The following is a 21,906-nucleotide window of genomic DNA, read 5'->3' on the forward strand; positions in this document are numbered from 1 at the left end:
CTCTATTGTTTTTTAGAATGTATCAACTTGGTGCACATATTTTCCTTCCTCGTCATACAGATGCACGGCACAAGCCAGACAAGGATCGAAAGAGTGGATCGTCCGAAGAATCTCTAAGGGTTGCTTCGGATCGTATATCGGCGTACCGATCAAAGCGGACTCGTAGGCGGACAATACGCCGTTCTCATCCCTCGGTGAGGCGTTCCAAGTAGTAGGCACTACCATCTGGTAGTTCTTTACCCGGTTCTTGTCGATCACGATGAAATGGGCTAATGCTCCACGGGGAGCTTCGGCCAATCCTACGCCTTGCTCATGATCGGGCCAGTTCTCCCGTTCCCATTCGGCACTGTTTGCCATCCGGGAATCCCCGTTCTCTAGGTTCTTGATCAATTGGTTGAAAAACTCAAGGGCCCAGTCTGCTGCCATTTTACATTCCAATCCACGAGCAGCGGTGCGTCCTAGGGTAGAGAATAAAGCATCTACCGGCAAGTCGAGCTGACGTAAAGTCTCGTCTACGATACTCTTTTGGGGTTCCTTCCCTGCGGCGTAAGCTACGATCAAACGGGCTAACGGACCCACTTCCATTGGTTCCTGTTTCCACCGTGGTGTCTTGATCCAACTATATTTATCCTCTACGTCCAATAACTTATAGGGGGGACGAGGGCCGGTATATTCCAGATGGGTCTCTCCCTCGTAGGGATGCAAACCGGCTTTGTCTCCTTGCGTGTATTTATACCATGAATGATAAATGTACTCCTTGATTTCCTCCGGGGAGTTAGCGTCTACGGGATGTACCTTACTTAGGTCACGATCCAAAACAATTCCTCTGGGGATCTTATAACTTTCCACTTCCCCGAGATCGAACATCGGATAGTCTCCGTAAGACAAATAGTTTCGTACTCCTCCGCCAATCTTACTCCATTTGTCTTTATAAACGTTGGCGATCATCAATAAATCCGGGATATAAACTTGATTGATGAATGTTTTCGCCTCCTCTAGTTTCTGCTTTACCAGAGCGAGTCGATCTGCGTTGATCGCATTGGCCTCATTTAAGTCGATGCTGCAAGGCATACCGCCTACGATATAGTTTGGATGCGGATTCTTGCCCCCGAACACGGCGTGTACCTTGACGACCTCTTTCTGCCATTCCAATGCGTCCAGATAATGGACGGTAGCGATAAGGTTCTGTTCCGGCGTAAGTTTATAGTCCGGATGTCCCCAATACCCATTGGCGAATATACCAAGCTGCCCGCTGGCAACGAACTTCTTTAGCCGTTGTTGTGTGGCGGTGAAATACCCCTCGGTATTCTTTGCCCATGGAGAAAGTTGCTGGGCAAGTAAAGCGGCGGCTTTCGGATCGGCTTTTAAGGCGGATACCACATCTACCCAATCCAATGCATGCAATTGATAGAAATGCACCGTATGGTCATGCATATACAATACGGCTTGCATGATATTACGAACCATACTGGCGTTGGGAGGGATCACGATACCCCGTGCGTTCTCGACCGCCCGTACCGAGGCAAGCGAGTGGATGGAAGTACATACGCCGCAAACACGGCCTACGAAAGCCCATACATCCCGGGGATCCCGGTCTTTTACGATATTCTCGATGCCCCGCACCATGGTACCCGAGCTATAGGCGTTCTTGATAGTGCCACCTTCTATTTCAGCCTCTACCCGCAGGTGGCCTTCTATACGGGTAATGGGGTCTATGACAATTCTTTCTGACATGATAGTAGTGTTTTATTAGATCGTAGATTTACTTTCCGGCTCATCATTGTCGATAAGCTCTTTTTTCCGTATGTTAGTCGCTACGGCATGTACGGCGATACCGGCGGCGGTAGCGGCTCCAAGAGCCAGACCGATCTGATCCGCCGTGGCCTCGATACCGAATCCGTGTATATCGGGCATACGTTTATAGAACGGGCTGTTGTCCCAGAAATTCTCCTCGCTGCAACCTAAACAGGGGTGACCGCTTTGGATTGGGTAACTGGTGCCCTCGTTCCATTTGATGATACCGCACGAGTTATAGGTGCTTGGACCTTTGCATCCCACTTTATACAGGCAGTAGCCATGCTTGGCGTTCTCATCGTCGAAGCTCTCCACGAACAAACCGGCGTCGAAATTCGCACGGCGGTAGCACGTATCATGTACCCGGCGGGAGTAGAACATCTTCGGACGGCCCAATCCATCCAATTGTGGCATACGATCGAAGGTCAACATATAGATAATGACACCCGCCATCACGTCGGCGATCGGAGGACAGCCTTGTACATTAATAATAGGTTTACCTTTGATGACTTTATGGATACCTTTAGCGCCGGTAGGATTCGGGTTCGCCGCTTGCACGCAACCGGCGGAAGCGCAGTTGCCCCAAGCGATGATCGCTTTAGCTCCTGCGGCGGCCTCTTCGGTGATCTGCAAGGCACTCTTGCCGCCTACGCAACAATAAGCCTCGTCTTTTGTAGGTAACGATCCCTCGATCATCAGCAGATAATTGCCGTAATATTTTTTCATGGTCTCTTCCTTAGCGGCCTCGGCCTGTTCGCCGGCGGCGGCCATCAGCGTCTCGGTATAGTCTAGGGAAATCTTGTCTAACAACAAGGTAGCCACGATCGGGTGGGCGGCACGGATAAACGATTCGGTACAACAGGTACATTCCTGTAGGTGTAGCCAGATGATCGGAAGGCGGGGTTTCGTCTCCAAGGCATTTACTACCTGTGCCACTCCCGAAGCCTCCAATCCCATCAGGGCGGCCATGGTGGTACAGAACTTCAGGAAGTCCCGGCGGGAGATGCCTTTCTGACGGCACTCTTCGTAAACGGACGGTCTTTTATTTTCCATATCTCAGCAATTAAGTATTCTAACAAATACGGGGGAGTTGCTCCCCGCTTAGCATATCGATGATCCGGTAGTTACCGTATAATGTCTTCATCTTGACCCGGGCTTGCTCTCCGCTTTGCTTGGTGATACGGCCGATAACGGTCGCTTGCCTGCCCTCCTCAAAACGTCTCATAAGGGGTAACGCTTGTTCCGCAAGGCTTTCCGGCAGGATCACAAGAACCAATCCTTCGTTCGCTATATAAAGTGGGTCTAATCCTAGCATCTCGGATGCGGCACGTACCGCTTCCGGAATAGGCAGGGCGTCTTCGTCCAGCAGGATATCCACACCAGCGTCTTGGGCGATCTCGTTGAGGGTTCCGCTTACGCCACCTCGGGTGGGGTCACGTAAGACATGTACCTCTCCTATAGTATGTAACAGCTCAGAAATCAGAATGTTTAGCGAAGCGGTATCACTTTTTAGATCCGTCTCGAATCCCAAGCTTTCCCGTGCGGAAAGGATCGTGATACCATGTAGACCAATCGGGCCGCTACAAATGACGACATCGCCGGGAGTCGCTTGGTCTGGGGCGATTCGTATGCCCGGAGGGACGATCCCGATCCCACTGGTGTTGATAAACAATTTATCGCATTTGCCCCGTTCCACCACTTTTGTGTCTCCTGCTACGATCTGTACGCCGGCACGCTCCGCCGCACGTTTCATGGATTGTACGATACGCTGAAGATCTGCTAGAGGCAAGCCCTCTTCCAGTATAAACCCGGCGGTCAGATACAAAGGACGGGCACCACAACAAGCCAAATCGTTAACGGTCCCGTTGATCGCCAGATCACCGATATCTCCTCCGGGGAAAAAGATCGGGTCTACCACGAAGGAGTCGGTAGAGTAGGCCAGTCGCCCTTCTTCCATAGGGAACACGCATCCGTCATGATCCTGCTCCAATAATGGGTTCCGGAAAGCCGGATAAAATACTTGGCTGATCAGTTGGTGTGTCATGCGTCCTCCCCCTCCGTGCGCTAGTAACACACGGTCTGAGTCGGTAAAAGGAATCGGGCAATTCAAGTGTATATCCATATCTTTCTATTTATATCTATAATAAGCGGCACAAACCCCTTCCGAGGAGACCATCGGGGCTCCCAGCGGATGGGTGGGATGGCAGGCCTTCCCGAAATGGGGACAGTCCGAGGGTTGTCTCAAACCTCTCATAATCAGACCGGCGATGCATTCGGATGCGATCTGGTTTTCTTCCGGACACAATTGAAATCTCATTCGGGAGGAATATCTTTTATATTCGGATCGAAGTTGAAGCCCGCTGGAGGGGATGATTCCGATGCCCCGCCAGTCTTGGTCGCAAGGTTCCAACATCTCGTCTATAAGTTGGCGGGCGGCGGCATTCCCTTGCTCGGGAACGGCCCGTTTGTAAGCGTTCTCTACCTCATAACTTCCGGCTTCCAACTGGGAGACACAGCGGTAGATACCATATAATAGATCTACCGGCTCGAATCCGGTGACGACCATCGGGATTTTATAGTGGGCGGCTAATCGGTGATAGGCCCTGTTGCCTGTGATGGCGCAGACATGTCCGGCTGTCAGGAAGCCATTCACTTTGCTTTCCGGATCTGATAAGATAGTCTCGATAGCGGGTGGTACCGTGAATAAGGAAGTCAATATGGAAAAGTTCGGAAGTCCTCGGCGTATGGCCTCTTTCAAAGCCATGAGGTGGACAGGTGCGGTCGTCTCAAAACCAATCGCGAAGAATACGATTTCCTTATCCGGGTTCTCCTTGGCGAGTGATAGGGCATCCAAGGGCGTATATAGCATACGGATATCCGCTCCTCTCGCTTTTACGCTCAATAAATCCTCCTTACTTCCCGGAACTCGCATCATATCCCCGAAAGAGGCTAAGATCACATTCGGCTGTGTCGCCAACTTCAAGGCGTAGTCGATTGTCTCGACCGGTGTTACACAGACCGGGCAACCCGGCCCATGGAGCAGTTGAAGATCCGGCGGCAACATCTCTTCCAGCCGATAACGGGCGATAGCATGTGTTTGCCCGCCACAAATCTCCATGATATACCAAGGTCGTGTCACCTTTTTGCGGATGGCCTCCAGAAGAGTTTGTACCTTCTCGTTGCTTCTATATTCGTCTACGAAACGCACTTTTGTAATTCTTTAAGGTCTTTCAGTGTTTCCTCCGCTTCTTTCTCATCTACAACAGATATAGCGATCCCTGCGTGAGCGAGGATATAATCCCCCTGTTTCACATCCACCCATTCAATACATATATTCTTTAGGATGCCTCCGAAATCAACTTTAGCCATGGTCATTTCGGGGATGCTTCGATCGATTGAGATAATCTTTCCGGGTACCGCTAAACACATATCGTTTCAATTTATTTAATAACCTCAAAGATACTTAATATGTTTAAGAGGGAAAGATAAAATTGATAAATATTATTTATAAGATGATGGATAATATCTCTTTAGTAAATACGATAGTCGATTCGTGTCTGATTAGACATTTATTTGTATATTTGTGCTATGGCGAAGAATAAAGTATATGCGTTGATTATTCAAGGCTTGGTTCAAGGGGTTGGTTTTCGCCCTTTTATCTACCGGATCGCTAAAGATCTGGGGATGAAAGGTTGTGTGGAGAATATGAATAATGGAGTACGTATATTGGTTGCCGCTACTCCGGATGATCGGGATTTGCTGATAAGTCGTATACGGACCGAGCATCCTCGTGTCGCTTATATCCATCGGATCTCCTATACATCTACGGAAATGGATGAAGATGATTTTGACGATTTTACGATTACGCCCAGCCATTCAGAATCGGATGAGGTCACGCAGGTCTCCCCGGATATCGCTGTTTGTGCGGATTGTATGCGAGACCGGACTACGCAACCCCATCGAATCGGATATCCTTTTATTAATTGTACGCATTGTGGCCCTCGTTTCTCTATTATCCGGGACCTTCCTTACGACCGTTCGCAGACAACGATGGGCGGTTTCCTTATGTGTCCCGATTGTGAGAAAGAATATACGAATGTTATCGATCGCCGTTTCCATGCCCAACCGGTCGCTTGCAATCATTGTGGCCCGACTTATTACGCGACTTATAACGAGGAGACTTATATCGATTATGAGACCTTATTGAAACTTACCTCTCGTCTATTGCTTGGTGGAGAGGTTATTGCGGCTAAAGGAATCGGAGGCTATCATTTGATTTGTGATGCCTCGAACGAGAGAGCGGTTGCCCGTCTGCGAGAGATAAAGCAGCGGAATACCAAACCATTCGCTGTTATGTTCCGTGATTTGGAACATTTGCAGGTCTATACGGCTACGGAACCGATGGAGGAGCGATGCCTCGTCTCTTGGCGCCGTCCGATCGTGCTGCTGAGGCAACGGAGCCGGTTAGCTTCCGGAATCAATCCGGGCATGCATACGCTAGGATGTATGTTGTCTTATATGCCGATTCATTACGATTGGTTTGCTCGTACAGGGATACCTGCGTTGGTAATGACCAGCGGGAATCTAAGCGATTTGCCAATAGCGATCACCCCGGAGGATGCGGAGGCGCAATTAGCGGGAAAGGTAGCGATCCTCTTGCATCATAATCGCCCGATCCATAACCGGGTAGATGATTCTGTGTTGCAGGTCTGCGGAGGACAACCCTGCTTGATCCGTCGTTCCCGAGGCTATGTGCCGGAACCCTTTTTCACGGATACAAATGTGGAAGGGATCATGGCTTTCGGTGCGGAGAAAGTGAACACGTTCGCTTTGGGAAAAGGAGAGACGATCCTGCAAAGTCAATATATTGGCGACTTAAAGAACTGGGAGACTTTCCGGTTCTATACGGAATCTATGGAGCGGTTTCGTCATTTGTTTCGTTTCAATCTCCAGCGATTGGTTTGTGACCTGCATCCGGATTATCTTTCCAGCCAAGAGGCGGAACGTATCTCGAAATCTCTTTCCTTACCTTTATTAAAGGTACAACATCATCATGCTCATGCCGCTGCTTGTATGTTGGAGCATGGATTGAATGAGCCGGTTCTCGCTATCGTGATGGATGGGACAGGTCTGGGTGATGATGGTAAGGTTTGGGGAGGCGAGTTCTTCTTTTGTGACCGAGCGAAATACCGTCGCCTTTCCCATTTTGAGTATGTCCCGTTACCGGGAGGCGACAAGGCGGCTGAGGAGCCATGGCGAATGGTTGTCGCCTATTTGTGGCATTATTTCAAGGACGAACCGTCGGGTATTCCTTATCCGGCCGATTTCGTGGAACGCATAGGCACGGAAAGGATCGCTATGCTTGAACGAATGATGGAGAAAGGTGTGAATACACCCTATACATCCAGCGCTGGCCGGCTGTTTGATGCGGTAGCTTCTTTATTGGGGATTTGCGATGTCTCCAGCCACCAAGCGGAGGCTCCGGTCTTATTGGAGCAGGCGGCGATGGGAGAGAGGAACGCTTATGCGTATCCAGTCTCGGCGGAGGGAGAGGAAATCTCTTTTTATTCTTTGTTTGAGGCATTATTGCATGATAAGACGAACGAGGTCCCGGTGAGCTTGATATCCGCCCGTTTCCATACGACATTGGCTTCCTTGTTTGTGCAGAAAGCCCGCTTGTTGATTAAACGGACGAAAGCGACACAAGTGGTTATCTCGGGAGGATGTTTCCAGAATAAATTATTGACGGAGTCGATGAGGAGACAGTTCATCATGGCTGGGGTCCCCGTCTATATTCCGTCTCGTATACCTTGTAACGATGGGGGGATAGCCGTGGGGCAATTAACGATCGCCTCGGTGACTCCCTTTTAAAAGAGATCAGATATGCATGAGTTGTCTATAGCCCGTAGCATCGTGGAGCTGGTCGAGGAACAAGCGGATAACCGGGGAGCCTCGGTGGTCGAAGAGTTGGAGTTAGAGATAGGACATTTGTCCGGCGTAGAGATCCAAACCTTAGCGTTCGCATTGGATAGCGCCATAAAAGGTAGCAAGCTGGAAAAGGCCCGGATTATCCGTCATTATATTGAGGGGGAAGGACAGTGTAGCGACTGTGAGACCATTTTCCCAATGAACGCCTTGTTTTCCCCTTGTCCCCATTGTGGCTCCTATTTAGTTAAAATCCTTAAAGGGAAGGAACTTCGGGTGAAGTCGATTGTTATTAAAAAGGAATGATATATTAATGAAATAAAAACTTAAATACTATGTGCGGAACTTGCGGATGCGGAGAGCATCATCACCATCACGATCATGCGCATGAGCATTCTCATGGCCATGAACATCATCACCATCCTGATGAAGGGATCGTAATCAATCTGGAACAAGATATACTTCAACGTAACAACTTATTGGCGGAGCGAAACCGGGGATATTTCGAGGCTAAGAACCTGTTCTGCCTGAACTTGATGAGTTCGCCCGGATCCGGTAAGACAACTTTGCTGGAAGAGACGATCCGCCGTTTGAAAGCGAAGCGACCGATCTATGTGATAGAAGGCGATCAACAAACCTCAAACGATGCCGACCGTATAGCGGCGTTGGAGATTCCCGTGTTTCAGGTAAATACCGGTACCGGCTGTCATTTGGAAGCCGACATGGTCAATCATGCCGTTAAGCATCTGAATCCGAAGGAGGGAGCGATCCTTTTTATAGAGAATGTCGGCAATCTGGTCTGTCCGGCCATGTTCGATCTCGGAGAGTCCAAGAAAGTCGTTATCGTGAGTACGACGGAGGGAGATGATAAACCGTTGAAATACCCACATATCTTTCAGGAGGCAGATATCTGCGTAATCAACAAGATTGATCTGGCTCCTTATCTGAATACAAAAGTGGAAGTGCTTCGGGAAAACGCCTTGAAGGTAAATCACCATCTCCAGATATTCGAGGTATCCGCCACGAAAGGAGACGGGATGGATGCATGGTGTGACTGGTTGCAGACAGAGAGTGCAAAGTGTAAATAAATACCACGGGTTTTAATGAATAAATGGAGAAAAAAACTATATTTGCTCCCATTCATTGAATCTAACTAATCAAAATGTTATGATTAACCGAGAATTGATTAATCCTCAAAGCATCGTAGTGGTGGGAGGTTCCAACAACGTACATAAACCGGGCGGTCGTATCGTGCGAAACCTGTTGGATGGAAAATATAAAGGAGAATTATGTGTGGTAAACGCCAAGGAGACAGACGTGCAAGGCGTCAAGTCTTATCCTTCTGTACATGATATCCCGGAGACGGAGTTGGCGATCATCTCGATTCCGAGTAAATCGTGCCCCGAGGTGATGGAAGTGCTGGCCCGGCAAAAGGGGGTAAAAGCTTTTATCGTGATCTCAGCCGGTTTCGGCGAGGAGACACACGAAGGCGGTATCTTGGAACAACAGATGCTGGATGTCGTGAATGAGGCGGGAGCTTCCTTGATCGGCCCGAACTGTATCGGGTTGATGAATATGAATTATCATGGCGTGTTTACGCAACCGATACCGGAATTCCATCCCGATGGCGTGGATTTCATCTCTAGCTCCGGCGGTACGGCCTTGTTCATTATCGAGTCGGCGCTGACAAAAGGGCTGCGTTTCTCTTCTGTTTGGTCGGTTGGAAACTCCAAGCAGAATGGAGTAGAGGATATCCTTGAATATATGGATCGGAACTTTGATCCGGTATTGGATTCCAAGATCAAGATGTTGTATATCGAGCAAATCAAGCAACCGGATAAATTGTTGTATCATGCGTCTTCCTTGATACGTAAGGGATGCAAGATCGCCGCTATCAAGGCGGGAAGTACGGAGTCGGGAAAGCGAGCTGCCTCTTCGCATACGGGCGCTATCGCTAGTTCGGACTCTGCCGTGGAGGCTTTGTTCCGTAAGGCGGGTATCGTGCGTTGTTTTAGCCGTGAGGAATTGACTACCGTGGCGAGTATCTTTACCTTGAAAGACGTGAAAGGGAAGAATTGTGCGATCGTGACACATGCCGGAGGGCCTGCGGTAATGCTGGCGGACGCTTTATCCAAGGGGCGTTTGAATGTTCCTAGTTTGGAAGGCCCTATCGCTGATGAGTTGAAATCCAAACTGTATCCGGGTGCCGCTGTCGGTAATCCGATTGATATTATCGGTACGGGGACACCGGAACATTTGGCTACAGCCATCGATTTCTGTGAGAATCGTTTCGATAATGTGGATTTGATGATGGTCATCTTCGGTAGTCCCGGTTTGGTAAAACTTTATGATACCTACGAGGTACTTCATAAAAAGATGGAAGAGTGCAAGAAGCCGATCTTCCCGATATTACCGTCTATCGTAACGGCCGGACCGGAAGTGAAGAGCTTTGTCAAGAAAGGCCATGTGAACTTCTCGGACGAGGTGACATTGGGTACTGCCCTTTCACGGGTGATCAATACGCCGAAACCGATGAGCACGGATATCCAGCTATATGGCGTGGATGTACCGGAAGTTCGTCGTATCATAGATCGGTTGCCGGGTAGCGGTTATTTAAATCCGGAGGAAGTGCGTACATTGTTGCGTGCCGCTAATATCCCGTTAGTGGAGGAATATGCTTCGGATGATAGGGATGCGTTGCTGGCTTTTGCCAAGAAGGTGAAATATCCGGTGGTAGCCAAGGTTGTAGGGCCTGTGCATAAGAGCGATATCGGTGGTGTGGCCTTGAATATCCGTGGAGAAGAGCATTTATTGTTCGAGTATGAACGTATGATGCGTCTGCCGGGTGTTACGGGCATCATGGTACAACCGATGTTGAAAGGACAGGAATTATTCTTGGGAGCTAAATATGAGGATCGTTTCGGCCATGTGGTACTTTGCGGGTTGGGTGGAATCTTCGTGGAGGTATTGAAGGATGTGTCTTATGGTTTGGCACCGTTATCATATGATGAGACTTATTCAATGATTCGTTCTTTGAGAGGGTATCCGATCATTAAAGGTACGCGTGGGCAAAAGGGCATCGACGAGCAACAATATGCGGACATTATCGTTCGCCTCTCTACTTTATTGCGTTTTGCCAGCGAGATAAAGGAAATGGATATAAATCCGTTGGTGGCTACGGATAGAGGCTTGTTCGCTGTAGACGCCCGTATCCGTATAGAGAAATAATAATGATTCAATGTGCCAATATGCGAATATGCTAATATCTAAATTATCCACTTCTGGTATTTCATTGGCATATTGGCACATTGAATCATTATTTCTTCTTCTTCTTTTTCTTATCGGGAAGATACTCTTTCAGAAAGCGTTTGAAGCTACTTAGCGATACATTGTATTTCTCCGCTATCTGGGCGTAAGTCAAGCTCGGGTCTTTCAAGTCTTTCTCGATTTGTTCCTTATAAGGCTCCAAGCGTCCCATTTGTTGACTACCTTTCGGACGGCCCAGCACCACACCTTTACTTCTGATCAAGGCAAGGGCTTCCTTCGTACGGATAGAGACCAGCTTTCGCTCGATCTCGGAGACCAGACCGAAGGTAAAGGCCAAAGTCTTACTGTCGATATTATCCTCGAACACATATCCGTCGCTTACGCTACGAAGCGTTACCTTTCGCTCTATACAAAGCAAAATGATATGGATGATCTCGATCATCTTACGGCTCACACGGGATATATCGGACACAAGTATCTCATCCCCGGGACTTAAAGATTTGACAATACTTTCCAGTCTGCGGTTCGCACGAGGACTATTTCCCACCTCTTTAGCCCACTTCCCGATCTCTATCTTCTGAGATTCGGCAAATTCCCGGATCACAGCTTCTTGGACCTCGGAGTTTTGCTTATTATTATATGTTCGGATAAAAGCAATTGTCATAATGTATATATTTAATTATCTCCTTTTAATAACAGATCGACTTACGATAAGTTCAAATATGACAAATATATGAAACACTTTAATTCGGTTGGCTTAAAAACAAAAAAACCAACTAATAAATTTATTAGTTGGCTCTTTGCGGAAGCGGGGGGATTCGAACCCCCGGTACCCTTACGAGTACGTCAGTTTAGCAAACTGGTGGTTTCAGCCACTCACCCACACTTCCTTGTGTGTTCTGTGCTTCTTCCTTAGAATTGCGATGCAAAGGTAGAACTATAATTTTAAATAAACAAGGCTTTGCACATCATTTTTTTCGAAAAAAGATACTACTTTTGTGCCTTATTCTGATATTCAATAGATTATTCATGGATTTGAACAAACAAATTTTATCGAGGCGTCCGATAGTTATCGCCTTGATAGCGATTCTCGTTGTTTTGATAGGTGGTGGAGGCTTTTGGGTGTACCGTTTGGCTTGGGCTCCGAATTTTAAGCCGGATAAGACGGTCTATGTCTATATAGATGATAAAAAGGATTTTGATGATCTTTGCCGGCAGTTGAGGGATTCGGCGAACTGTCTCCGTATCGGTAGCTTTAAGCAATTGAGTGGATTGTTGAAGTATCCTGCGTCCATGCGTACCGGTCGATACGCCGTGAAGCCCGGCATGAGTAATTTAACCTTATTGAATGATTTGCGGAGAGGACATCAAGTAGCGGCCCGGGTTACTTTTAATAATATCCGTTTCAAGGAAGATTTGGCGGAACGTATAAGTGATCAATTGATGTTCGGGAAGGAAAATCTCCTGCGTCTATTGAATGATTCTGTGTATTGCGACTCTTTAGGTTTTACCCCGGAAACGATCGATGCCCTCTTCATTCCTAATACCTATGAGATTTATTGGAATATATCCGCGGATAAATTTATACGTCGCATGAAGCGTGAATATGACGCTTTCTGGACACCGGAACGATTGAAAAAGGCAGAGGAGATCAGGCTTACTCCAGTCGAGGTATCTATCTTGGCTTCTATCGTAGAAGAGGAGACGGCGGCATCGGACGAATATCCAATCGTGGCGGGCCTTTATATCAACCGCCTTCATGCTGGTATTCCTTTACAGGCAGACCCTACCGTAAAGTTCGCGGTGGGGGATTTTTCTTTGCAACGTATCTTATTTGAGCATTTGGAAATAGATTCTCCCTATAATACCTATAAATATGCGGGCCTGCCTCCCGGTCCTCTACGGATTCCTACTATCAAGGGCTTGAATAGCGTATTGAATCATACGAAACATAAATACTTATACATGTGCGCTAAGGAGGATTTCTCGGGACGGCATAATTTCGCCGTGACGTTGGCGGAGCATAACCGTAATGCCAACCGGTATCGGGCGGAGTTGAATAGGCGCCGGATACGGTAATGGATCTAGTATAAATCATAAGTCTCTCATTCTAAATTGAACATTTTTCATTACCTTTGGCGGCTAAATAGTGTGAATAGTCAATATTAAGAAAACAGATACACATGGAAAAACATTTATTTTTGGGGGACGAGGCCATAGCGCAAGCCGCTATAGACGCTGGAATCTCCGGGGTATACGCATACCCGGGAACCCCTTCTACTGAAATCACAGAATATATCCAAGGTTCTCCGGTAACGAAGGAAAGAGGTATCCATTGTCGCTGGAGCGCGAATGAGAAAACCGCCATGGAAGCCGCTTTGGGTATGTGCTATGCCGGTAAACGTGCGCTTTGCTGCATGAAGCACGTGGGTTTGAATGTAGCCGCCGATTGCTTTATGAACGCCGCTATGAGCGGTATCAACGGAGGTATGATCATCCTTACGGCCGACGACCCATCCATGCACTCTTCCCAGAATGAGCAAGACAACCGTATTTATGGCAATTTCGCCATGATCCCGATGTTTGAGCCATCCAGCCAGCAAGAGGCTTATGATATGGTATATCATGGATTCGAGTTATCCGAGAAATTAGGGTATCCTATCTTGCTGCGTGTAACGACCCGTATGGCGCATTCTCGTGCCGGTGTCGTAACCAGCCCGTTGAAGCCGGAGAACCGGATGAATTGTCCGGAAGACGGTCGTCAACGTTTTATCTTACTCCCGGCATTGGCTCGTAAACGTTTCAAGAGTTTGCTGGCGTCTCAAGAGGCTTTCACGGAAGCTTCCGAGAATTCCGCGTATAATAAGTATTTCGATGCCCCAAATAAAGACTTGGGTATCATCACGACGGGTATCGCTTTCAATTATCTTTCCGAGAATTATCCGGACGGTTTCGAGCATCCCGTATTGAAGATCTCCCAGTATCCGCTTCCGAGAAAGCAAGTGGAGAAGATCGTTGGCGAGTGTAAGGAGATCTTGGTGTTGGAAGAGGGATATCCGGTCGTTGAAGAGCAATTAAAAGGTTTCTTGGCGAAAGGCGTGACGGTTCATGGCCGTCTGGACGGTACGCTTCAGCGTGACGGCGAGCTTACGCCAGATGCGGTAGGCAAAGCTTTGGGTAAGGAGATCCAGAGCTATTACGCGATCCCCGAGGTGGTTGAGCAACGTCCGCCCGCATTGTGCCAAGGTTGTGGACACCGGGATATGTATGAGGCCTTGAACGAGGTGATCGCCGAGTATAACGGTACGGCTAAGGTGTTTGGCGATATCGGCTGTTATACCTTGGGAGCTTTGCCTCCTTTCCGTGCGATCGATTCTTGTATCGATATGGGCGCCTCCATCACGATGGCGAAGGGCGCTTCCGACGCGGGTGTATTCCCGGCTATCTCCGTGATCGGCGATTCTACGTTTACCCATTCCGGTATGACTGGTTTGCTGGATTGCGTGAACGAGAACACGAATATCACCATCGTTATCTCCGATAATGAGACAACGGCCATGACCGGAGGGCAGGATTCCGCCGGAACAGGACGTCTGGAGTCTATCTGCGCCGGTATCGGTGTGGACCCGGCTCACATCCGTGTGATGGTTCCTTTAAAAAAGAACTTCGAGGAGATGAAGTCTATCATCCGTGAGGAAATCGAGTACAAGGGCGTATCCGTATTGATCCCCCGCCGTGAGTGTATCCAGACATTAACCAGAAAGAAAAAAGCAAGCAAGAAATGAAAACAGATATTATACTATCAGGTGTAGGAGGACAGGGTATCCTTTCTATCGCCGCCGTTATTGGAGAAGCCGCCTTAAAAGAAGGTCTGTATATGAAGCAAGCGGAAGTACACGGTATGAGTCAACGGGGTGGAGACGTGCAGTCTAACCTGCGTCTTTCCGACGAGCCGATCGCCTCGGACTTGATCCCGAAGGGCCACGCCGATTTGATCATCTCCTTGGAACCGATGGAGAGCTTGCGTTATCTGCCTTACCTGAAGAAAGAGGGTTGGCTGGTGACGAACTCCCGTCCATTCGTGAACATCCCGAACTATCCGGAGATCGAGAAAGTGAACGCCGAGTTGGACAAGCTCCCTCACAAGGTCGTATTGGACGTGGAGGAGATCGCCAAGGAAGCGGGTTCTGTCCGTGCCGCCAATATCGTGATGTTGGGTGCAGCTACCCCATTTATCGGGATCGAGTATGATAAGATCGAGGCGGGAATCCGTCAGATATTCGGTCGTAAGGGCGAGGATATAGTTAATATGAACCTAAAGGCATTGAAAGCCGGTTATGACTTAGCGCAAAGTTTGCGGTAAATCTTTCTCCGGGTTTGCATGGTATCAGCGTACGTGACATCTCCGGGTTTCACGTACGTTTTTTTTAACATCTAACCCCCTAGAACTTTTAGAAGAGCTGTCGAGGGGTAGGTACGGCATCAAAAAAACTCCGTAGGCACTGTCGAGGGGTAGGTACGGCATCGTAGAACTTTCGTAAGCCTTAGAATTATGCGGTTTGATGAGAATTTTAATGTATCTTTGTCGCTGAATCCTAAACGAGAAATGATTAAGGTTATGAAGAAGTATTTATTGGCTAGTTTACTAGCGTTATTGGCTTTCGTAGGCAAAGCTCAGGAGGATAATTCCGATATCGTGAAGGTCGGTGATACCATGCCGTCATTTACGATTGTTTCCGACAACGGGAGTAAGTTGCAGTCCGCTTCGTTAAAGGGAAAAGTGATCCTCGTGAATTTCTTCGCCACTTGGTGTCCTCCCTGCCAAAAAGAATTGGCCGCTGTCCAACAAACCCTCTGGCCGAAATACAAGAACAACAAGGACTTCGTTCTCTTGGTGATCGGGCGTGAGCATTCCGATGCCGATCTACAGAAATATAACGAGAAAAAAGGCTTCGATTTTCCTTTGTATCCCGATAAGGACCGGGCTATTTTCGGCGCTTTCGCCAAGAACTTGATCCCTCGTGGCTATTTGGTCGGAAAAGACGGGAAGATCATTTATACGAGCAAAGGCTATACCGATGAGGAATTTGCTGAGTTAATGACTAAAATAGAGGGTGCGTTAAAATAAGAATCATGAAATATAGTAACATACATTTAATTTATTTTTCTCCGACACACACGTCCGCCAAGATCGTTTACGCGATAGCGGAAGGAATGGGTGCCACTTCGATGTCCGAGTCTGATGTCACTTGTGAGAGTCTGGATATGGAAGAGTATATTGATGATGAGCTGACGATTATAGCCGCTCCTGTATACGGTGGCCGTGTGGCGGAGACTGCCATGGAACGTTTTCGCATGTTCCGTTCTGCCCACCATGCGCCGGTAGTCCCCGTGGTACTGTATGGGAACCGGGATTATGAGGATGCCTTGAAAGAGCTCTGTGATTTAGTGTCGGAGCAGGGGTTCGTACCTGTGGCTGCCGGAGCGTTTATCGGCGAGCATTCTTTCAGCCGCAAGGGGATGCCCATTGCCGAGGGGCGTCCGGACGAGTCGGATCTTAATCAGGCTACGGAATTCGGGAAAAAGATTATCGAGGAGCTGGAGAAGGTTTCCTGCGTGGAATGCTTGTCCGCCTTGGAGGTGAAAGGTAATTTCCCGTATCGGGTGAAAGGCCCTTCCACTCCTCAAGCTCCTGTTACGGATAACGATTTATGTACGCAATGTGAGTATTGCGTGGATGTGTGTCCTACGCATGCGATATCCTTGGCAGACGAGGGTATGTATAGCGACCCGAACCTATGTATCAAATGTTGCGCCTGCGTGAAAGAGTGTCCCGAGGGCGCACGTACTTTCGATACTCCTTACACGGCGATGCTCCATAAGAACTTTAGCGCGCGCAGGGAGCCGGAGATATTCTTCTAATGGAGGACCGGGCATCCGGTATATTGTGAGGGAAAGCGTCAAAAGGCAAAAGTTCTTTTGGCGCTTTCTCTTTTTTTGTACCTTTGTTCGGATCGTTAATCTCAAATAATACCGTGTTTGTATGAAAACCTATTTATTCCTTTTGCTTTTTGTGTTTCAAGCCTTCTCCCTTTCCTCCCAGATTAGCCTGAAAGGGTATAATCAGGAGAAGATCGATCCTTCTCTTTTCGAGGGACGATGGAAAGCCCGTTGGATCTCCTACCCGGGTGAGGCCCCGAATGTATATGGGGTCTATCATTTTCGTAAATCGTTCGATCTGGAGGTGGTTCCTTCCCGGTTTATCGTCCATGTTTCCGCCGATAACCGGTATAAATTATATGTAAACGGGAAATTGGTATCCTTGGGCCCGGCCCGTGGGGATATCTATAACTGGAGTTTCGAGACGGTGGATCTGGCTCCTTATCTGAAGAAAGGGAAGAATACGCTGGCCTCCGTTGTCTGGAATTATGCCGAGCGGAAACCTGTCGCCCAGATCAGTTACGATCAGACGGGTTTTATCCTGCAAGGCAATACGGGGCATGAGGCGGTGGTAAATACGGATACCACTTGGGTCTGCCTGCGTAATAAGGCGTATGCTCCTTGGACCGAATGGCAGGTATTGGGGTATTACGTGGCTGGCCCGGGCGAGGAACTGGAAGCCTCCGCTTATCCTTGGGGCTGGGAACAACCGGATTACGACGACAGGAAATGGGAGAAGGCCGTACGGGGCATGGAGGGTGCCACGAAAGGATCGAGAGATTACCCGGGACGGTTGCTGGTTCCTAGCCCGATACCTCCGATGGACAGCCGGATCGAGCGTCTGGCCAAGCTCCGCCGGTCGGAAGGGATCGAATGCCCGCAAGGATTTCCTTACTGGCCAAAAGCTTTGACGATCCCGGCGAATACGGAGGTCCGCTTGCTTCTGGATAATGATTACCTGACGACGGGTTATTTCTCCTTAGCCTTCAGCAAAGGAAAGGAGGCCGAGATCCATATCGGTTATTCGGAAGCCCTCTATAAGCAAGAAGAGGAATCGACCACTAAATCGTATGCGTTGAATGGCAAGGGACATCGGGACGAGTTGACGGATAAGCAGTTTATCGGGTACGGGGATAAGATACTGGCTGATGGGGGAGATAATCGTCTCTTCACCTCCCTGTGGTGGCGTACATGGAGATATGTGGAGTTGAAAGTGAAGACGGCTTCCGAGCCTTTGGTGATCGAGGATATGTATGGGACTTTCTCTGCCTATCCTTTCCGTAACGAGACCACTTTCTCCGCTCCGGGACATGAGGAGCTGGGCCGTATGCTCGAGATAGGATGGCGTACCGCCCGTCTGTGCGCCAATGAGACGTATATGGACTGCCCGTATTACGAGCAACTGCAATATTTCGGGGATACACGCATACAGGCAATGATTTCCATGTATAATACATCAGACCCTTATATGGTGAAGAATGCCATAGAGCAAGGACGGCAGTCCATGGTGGCGGAAGGGATTACGATGAGCCGATATCCGTCTAGCGTACATCAGTTTATATCCTCGTTCTCTCTCTGGTGGATTTGTATGGGGCACGATTATTGGATGTACCGTGGGGATGAGGCATACATGAAGACCTTGCTTCCCGCTTACCGTCAGGTTTTGTCGTGGTACGAGCAATGGTTGAAGCCGGATTATAGTTTGTCGTACGTTCCTCATTGGTTCTTCGTGGATTGGGCGGCCGGTTTTGATTATGGCGAGCCGATACGGGAGAAAGAGGGAAACTCGGCGCTCCAAGATTTGATGTATATAATGACCTTGGAGTTTGCGGCGGAGATGGAACAAGCGATCGGCCTCCCTGCCATGGCGGATCATTACCGGAAGATCGCTACCGAGATGCGTAAGACGATCCGCCCGAAATATTGGGACGCTGCCCGTAATCTATTCGCCGATACGCAGGATCATCGCAGCTATTCCCAGCATGTGAACGCCTTGGCGATCTTGACTGGGGTTACGAAAGGGGAGGAGGCCGTAAAGGTGATGAACCAAACCTTGGCGGATACGAGCTTGATCCAGTGTACGATCTATTTCCGTTATTACTTGAATCAAGCGTTGAAAGTTTCCGGTTTAGGGGATCAGTTCTTGGATAACTTACAAATATGGCGGGATCAGATGGCGTTGGGATTGACCACATGGGCAGAGATGCCGGAGCCATCCCGTTCTGATTGCCATGCTTGGGGAGCCAGTCCGAATATCGAGTTTTACCGGATCTTGTTGGGGATAGATAGCGATGCTCCCGGATTTAGGAAGATACGGATCGCTCCGTCTTTGGGAAAACTGAAGGAGGTTTCCGGTACGATCTCACATCCGCTTGGAAGCGTGACCGCCGCTTATAAATTGGATGAGAGAGGTGAGGGAACCGCCCGTTTGGTCTTGCCGGAAGGTACTACGGGTATATTTATCTGGGATGGAAAAGAAATCCCGTTGAAACCGGGCGAACAGGTTATTTCGTTATCTTCGCGTCATTAATCTATCTAAAATCCTGATATGAGACGAGTTTATTCAATTGCCTTATTGCTGCTGGTCGCTCTCGGTCTGTCGGCGACAACGAAGGAAGTAAAGTTGAAATTAGTGGAAACCAGTGATATCCATGGAAACTTCTTCCCGTATAATTTTATCGAGCAGCGGGAGTGGGGAGGAAGTCTGGCACGGGTATATTCGTTCGTGCAAGAAGAACGCCGGGCGTATGGCGATAACCTTTTGCTATTGGATAATGGCGATATCTTGCAAGGACAACCTTCGGCGTATTATTACAATTTCATGGATACGGTCTCTACGCATATAGCTTCCGCCATGATGAATTATATGGGGTACAATGCGGGAAATATGGGTAACCATGATGTAGAGGCTGGCCATGCCGTTTTCGATCGTTGGATCAAACAATGTGATTTCCCTATCTTGGGTGCCAATATTATCCGTACCTCCGACCGGGAGAACTATTTAAAGCCCTATGAGGTATTTGAGCGTGATGGTGTGAAGATCGTTGTACTGGGGATGATTACTCCGGCCATTCCTGTATGGTTGCCGGAGACTCTGTGGCAAGGTCTTTATTTCGCCGATATGGAAGAGACGGCCCGTAAATGGATGAAGATCATTCAGGAGAAGGAGAAACCGGATGTTGTGGTAGGTATCTTTCATGCGGGAAATGAGGCTCGTACCATGTCCGGCCAGTACCGTGAGGATGCGTCGATGGAGGTTGCCCAGCGCATTCCGGGCTTCGATGTGGTTATGATGGGGCATGATCATCGCCGGTATTGTGGTAAGGTGGCGAATATCGAGGGAGATTCCGTGTTACTGATAAATCCGGCAAGTAATGGGCGTGTAGTCGGTTCCGTTGATGTCGTGTTAAAGATGGAGCATGGAAAGGTTTTGGATAAACAAGTATCGGGTGTTTTGACGGATGTGGATAAGTTGGAGCCTAGCGAGGAGTTTATGGAGAAATTCGCTCCGCAATACAAAGCGGTGAATGATTTTGTCTCCGAGAAGGTGGGAACTTTTACGGAGAGTATCGCGACCCGTCCCGCTTACTTTGGGCCATCCGCTTTTATTGATTTTATTCACTCTTTACAATTGGAGTTGACTGGTGCGGACGTCTCTTTTGCCGCCCCGTTATCCTTTGACGCAAAAATAGATAAAGGGGATATCACGATCAGCGATATGTTCAGTCTTTACAAATATGAGAATATGCTTTATACGATGAATTTGACGGGAGCCGAGATCAAAGGTTTCTTGGAGGAATCATACGCTATGTGGACCAACCGGATGAAATCTCCGGACGATCATGTCTTATTATTGAAAGAGAGAAAGAAAGGACAGGAGAATTATGTCTCATTCGTCAACTTCAGTTTTAACTTTGACTCCGCAGCTGGTATCATTTACACCGTGGATGTAACGAAACCAGAGGGTGAGAAGATTACGATCTTGAAAATGGCGGATAACAGGCCCTTCGACGAGAATAAAACGTATAAAGTAGCTCTCAACTCTTACCGAGGTAATGGAGGAGGTGAGTTATTGACGAAAGGGGCCGGTATTCCCCAAGACGAGTTAAAGAGTCGTATCATTCATTCGACCGATAAAGACCTCCGTTATTATATGATTCAATATATAAAGGAAAAGGGCGTACTTAGCCCACAACCTTTAAACCAATGGCAAATGATCCCGCAGGATTGGACGAGACCGGCGGCCGAACGGGATTGTAAGTTTCTTTTCGGGGAATGAGTTTCCGTCCTTGAAGTGTCTGGTTTGCGATAGTATCTCAATGGGAAACGGTGGTAAAGTCAATGGAATAGAGATGGTTTCTCAATGACTTTACGGCCGTGTCCCATTGACTTTTTTGTATCCCGTATTAGGGATGTTGCTGATAGGTTAGGGCGCAAGGGGCGCATCTTTACGTATGTTTCTAAAACTTTTTCTGTAAATAACGTTTATACCCCTCTTGTCTGTAGAGTGATGTAAATATTATTTTTCTAAAAATGTTTCTTTGAAAGCGTAAAGATGCGCCTTTTGCGCCCTAGGATTTTTGCCGGGGAATTTTCCTGATGCCTTAACATGTGGATATACAGTTGTTTGTGTGGTTCTTCCCTCTTCGGCTTTTTGGGTCTTTGGGGGGCGATATAATGGGTCCTTACCCACGTTTACGTGATCCGAAAGCACTAAAACCAAGTGCATTTCGCATGATTTCATGAGCTAAAAGCCGTTTTTTCTGTGTGATTTCCTATCGGGGCCAAGATCGTTTTTGTCGTTTTCATACGTGCAAATGTACTCGTGGAGCACTTGTTTTAAGTGCACGTGGTGGGCCACGTGAGCCGAGAATGGATATCGACGTATTATTAATGTACGCGATCCCCCTCGTGAAAAAAACTTGAAAAATAATACCGGAAAAGTTTGGAGGTTATGTTTTATAGCACTACTTTTGCACC

At 48.2% G+C, this 21,906-nt stretch carries 18 protein-coding genes and 1 tRNA gene; 11 read left to right on the forward strand and 8 right to left on the reverse strand.

Features of this window, described 5'->3' with window-relative positions:
• Positions 1–12: 12 nt before the first annotated feature.
• Genes DWX84_RS19285 through DWX84_RS19305 form a run of 5 tightly spaced genes read right to left on the reverse strand, consistent with a single transcriptional unit; the run spans position 13 to position 5,223 of the window.
• Positions 13–1,734, reverse strand: a complete 1,722-nt coding sequence (locus DWX84_RS19285; protein ID WP_048928653.1) for a nickel-dependent hydrogenase large subunit — start codon at positions 1,732–1,734, stop codon at positions 13–15.
• A gap of 15 nt (positions 1,735–1,749) precedes the next feature.
• Entirely contained in the window at positions 1,750–2,847 is a 1,098-nt protein-coding gene (locus tag DWX84_RS19290; protein ID WP_005865043.1) for a hydrogenase small subunit, read from the reverse strand.
• Between the two features lie 19 nt (positions 2,848–2,866).
• Positions 2,867–3,916 carry a hydrogenase expression/formation protein HypE gene (gene hypE, locus DWX84_RS19295; protein WP_048928654.1) on the reverse strand — a complete coding sequence of 350 codons (1,050 nt, stop codon included), beginning with the start codon at positions 3,914–3,916 and terminating at the stop codon, positions 2,867–2,869.
• A 6-nt stretch (positions 3,917–3,922) separates the two neighbouring features.
• Positions 3,923–5,002 carry a hydrogenase formation protein HypD gene (gene hypD / locus DWX84_RS19300; protein ID WP_048928655.1) on the reverse strand — a complete coding sequence of 360 codons (1,080 nt, stop codon included), beginning with the start codon at positions 5,000–5,002 and terminating at the stop codon, positions 3,923–3,925.
• On the reverse strand, positions 4,990–5,223 hold the full coding sequence (locus DWX84_RS19305; protein WP_005865048.1) for a HypC/HybG/HupF family hydrogenase formation chaperone: 234 nt from the start codon (positions 5,221–5,223) through the stop codon (positions 4,990–4,992). Before DWX84_RS19305 ends, hypD begins: the two co-directional genes overlap by 13 nt.
• A gap of 159 nt (positions 5,224–5,382) precedes the next feature.
• On the opposite strand from DWX84_RS19305, the gene hypF reads away from it, so the two are divergent.
• The 4 genes from hypF to DWX84_RS19325 all read left to right on the forward strand — a co-directional run bounded on the left by hypF (position 5,383) and on the right by DWX84_RS19325 (position 10,947).
• Positions 5,383–7,665, forward strand: coding sequence for a carbamoyltransferase HypF (gene hypF, locus DWX84_RS19310; protein ID WP_122297677.1), 2,283 nt, complete (start codon positions 5,383–5,385; stop codon positions 7,663–7,665).
• A 12-nt stretch (positions 7,666–7,677) separates the two neighbouring features.
• Positions 7,678–8,025: a hydrogenase maturation nickel metallochaperone HypA gene (hypA, locus tag DWX84_RS19315; RefSeq protein ID WP_048928657.1), complete on the forward strand. Its 348-nt coding sequence runs from the start codon at positions 7,678–7,680 to the stop codon at positions 8,023–8,025.
• Between the two features lie 29 nt (positions 8,026–8,054).
• Positions 8,055–8,807, forward strand: a complete 753-nt coding sequence (hypB, locus tag DWX84_RS19320; RefSeq protein ID WP_048928658.1) for a hydrogenase nickel incorporation protein HypB — start codon at positions 8,055–8,057, stop codon at positions 8,805–8,807.
• Between the two features lie 79 nt (positions 8,808–8,886).
• Positions 8,887–10,947 (forward strand): acetate--CoA ligase family protein, encoded by a 2,061-nt coding sequence (locus DWX84_RS19325; RefSeq protein WP_005855031.1) that lies wholly within the window; start codon positions 8,887–8,889, stop codon positions 10,945–10,947.
• A gap of 88 nt (positions 10,948–11,035) precedes the next feature.
• Here DWX84_RS19325 and DWX84_RS19330 read toward each other — a convergent pair whose 3' ends face one another.
• Together DWX84_RS19330 and DWX84_RS19335 are read right to left on the reverse strand one after the other, a co-directional pair.
• Positions 11,036–11,650, reverse strand: coding sequence for a recombinase family protein (locus tag DWX84_RS19330; protein ID WP_008773311.1), 615 nt, complete (start codon positions 11,648–11,650; stop codon positions 11,036–11,038).
• A gap of 139 nt (positions 11,651–11,789) precedes the next feature.
• A tRNA-Ser gene (locus DWX84_RS19335) sits at positions 11,790–11,876 on the reverse strand.
• 139 nt (positions 11,877–12,015) lie between these two features.
• Between DWX84_RS19335 and mltG the strand changes: the two genes are divergently transcribed.
• The 7 genes from mltG to DWX84_RS19370 all read left to right on the forward strand — a co-directional run bounded on the left by mltG (position 12,016) and on the right by DWX84_RS19370 (position 21,205).
• Positions 12,016–13,065: an endolytic transglycosylase MltG gene (mltG, locus tag DWX84_RS19340; protein ID WP_036618006.1), complete on the forward strand. Its 1,050-nt coding sequence runs from the start codon at positions 12,016–12,018 to the stop codon at positions 13,063–13,065.
• 104 nt (positions 13,066–13,169) lie between these two features.
• A complete protein-coding gene (locus DWX84_RS19345; RefSeq protein ID WP_008780255.1) occupies positions 13,170–14,771 on the forward strand; it encodes a thiamine pyrophosphate-dependent enzyme in 1,602 nt (533 codons plus the stop codon).
• Complete coding sequence (locus DWX84_RS19350) at positions 14,768–15,349, forward strand: indolepyruvate oxidoreductase subunit beta (RefSeq protein ID WP_005865060.1); 582 nt, start codon at positions 14,768–14,770, stop codon at positions 15,347–15,349. Before DWX84_RS19345 ends, DWX84_RS19350 begins: the two co-directional genes overlap by 4 nt.
• 255 nt (positions 15,350–15,604) lie before the next feature.
• On the forward strand, positions 15,605–16,114 hold the full coding sequence (locus tag DWX84_RS19355; RefSeq protein ID WP_008778142.1) for a TlpA disulfide reductase family protein: 510 nt from the start codon (positions 15,605–15,607) through the stop codon (positions 16,112–16,114).
• Positions 16,115–16,119: 5 nt separating this feature from the next.
• Positions 16,120–16,908: a 4Fe-4S binding protein gene (locus tag DWX84_RS19360; RefSeq protein WP_005865064.1), complete on the forward strand. Its 789-nt coding sequence runs from the start codon at positions 16,120–16,122 to the stop codon at positions 16,906–16,908.
• A 121-nt stretch (positions 16,909–17,029) separates the two neighbouring features.
• Positions 17,030–19,456 (forward strand): alpha-L-rhamnosidase N-terminal domain-containing protein, encoded by a 2,427-nt coding sequence (locus DWX84_RS19365; protein WP_121961358.1) that lies wholly within the window; start codon positions 17,030–17,032, stop codon positions 19,454–19,456.
• Between the two features lie 18 nt (positions 19,457–19,474).
• Positions 19,475–21,205: a bifunctional UDP-sugar hydrolase/5'-nucleotidase gene (locus DWX84_RS19370; protein ID WP_048928660.1), complete on the forward strand. Its 1,731-nt coding sequence runs from the start codon at positions 19,475–19,477 to the stop codon at positions 21,203–21,205.
• A 240-nt stretch (positions 21,206–21,445) separates the two neighbouring features.
• Here the strand turns inward: DWX84_RS19370 and DWX84_RS19375 are convergent, their stop codons facing one another.
• Positions 21,446–21,670, reverse strand: coding sequence for a hypothetical protein (locus DWX84_RS19375; RefSeq protein ID WP_005865070.1), 225 nt, complete (start codon positions 21,668–21,670; stop codon positions 21,446–21,448).
• Between the last annotated feature and the right edge of the window lie 236 nt (positions 21,671–21,906).

Source organism: Parabacteroides sp. AF21-43, assembly GCF_003635435.1.
Taxonomy (GTDB): domain Bacteria; phylum Bacteroidota; class Bacteroidia; order Bacteroidales; family Tannerellaceae; genus Parabacteroides; species Parabacteroides distasonis.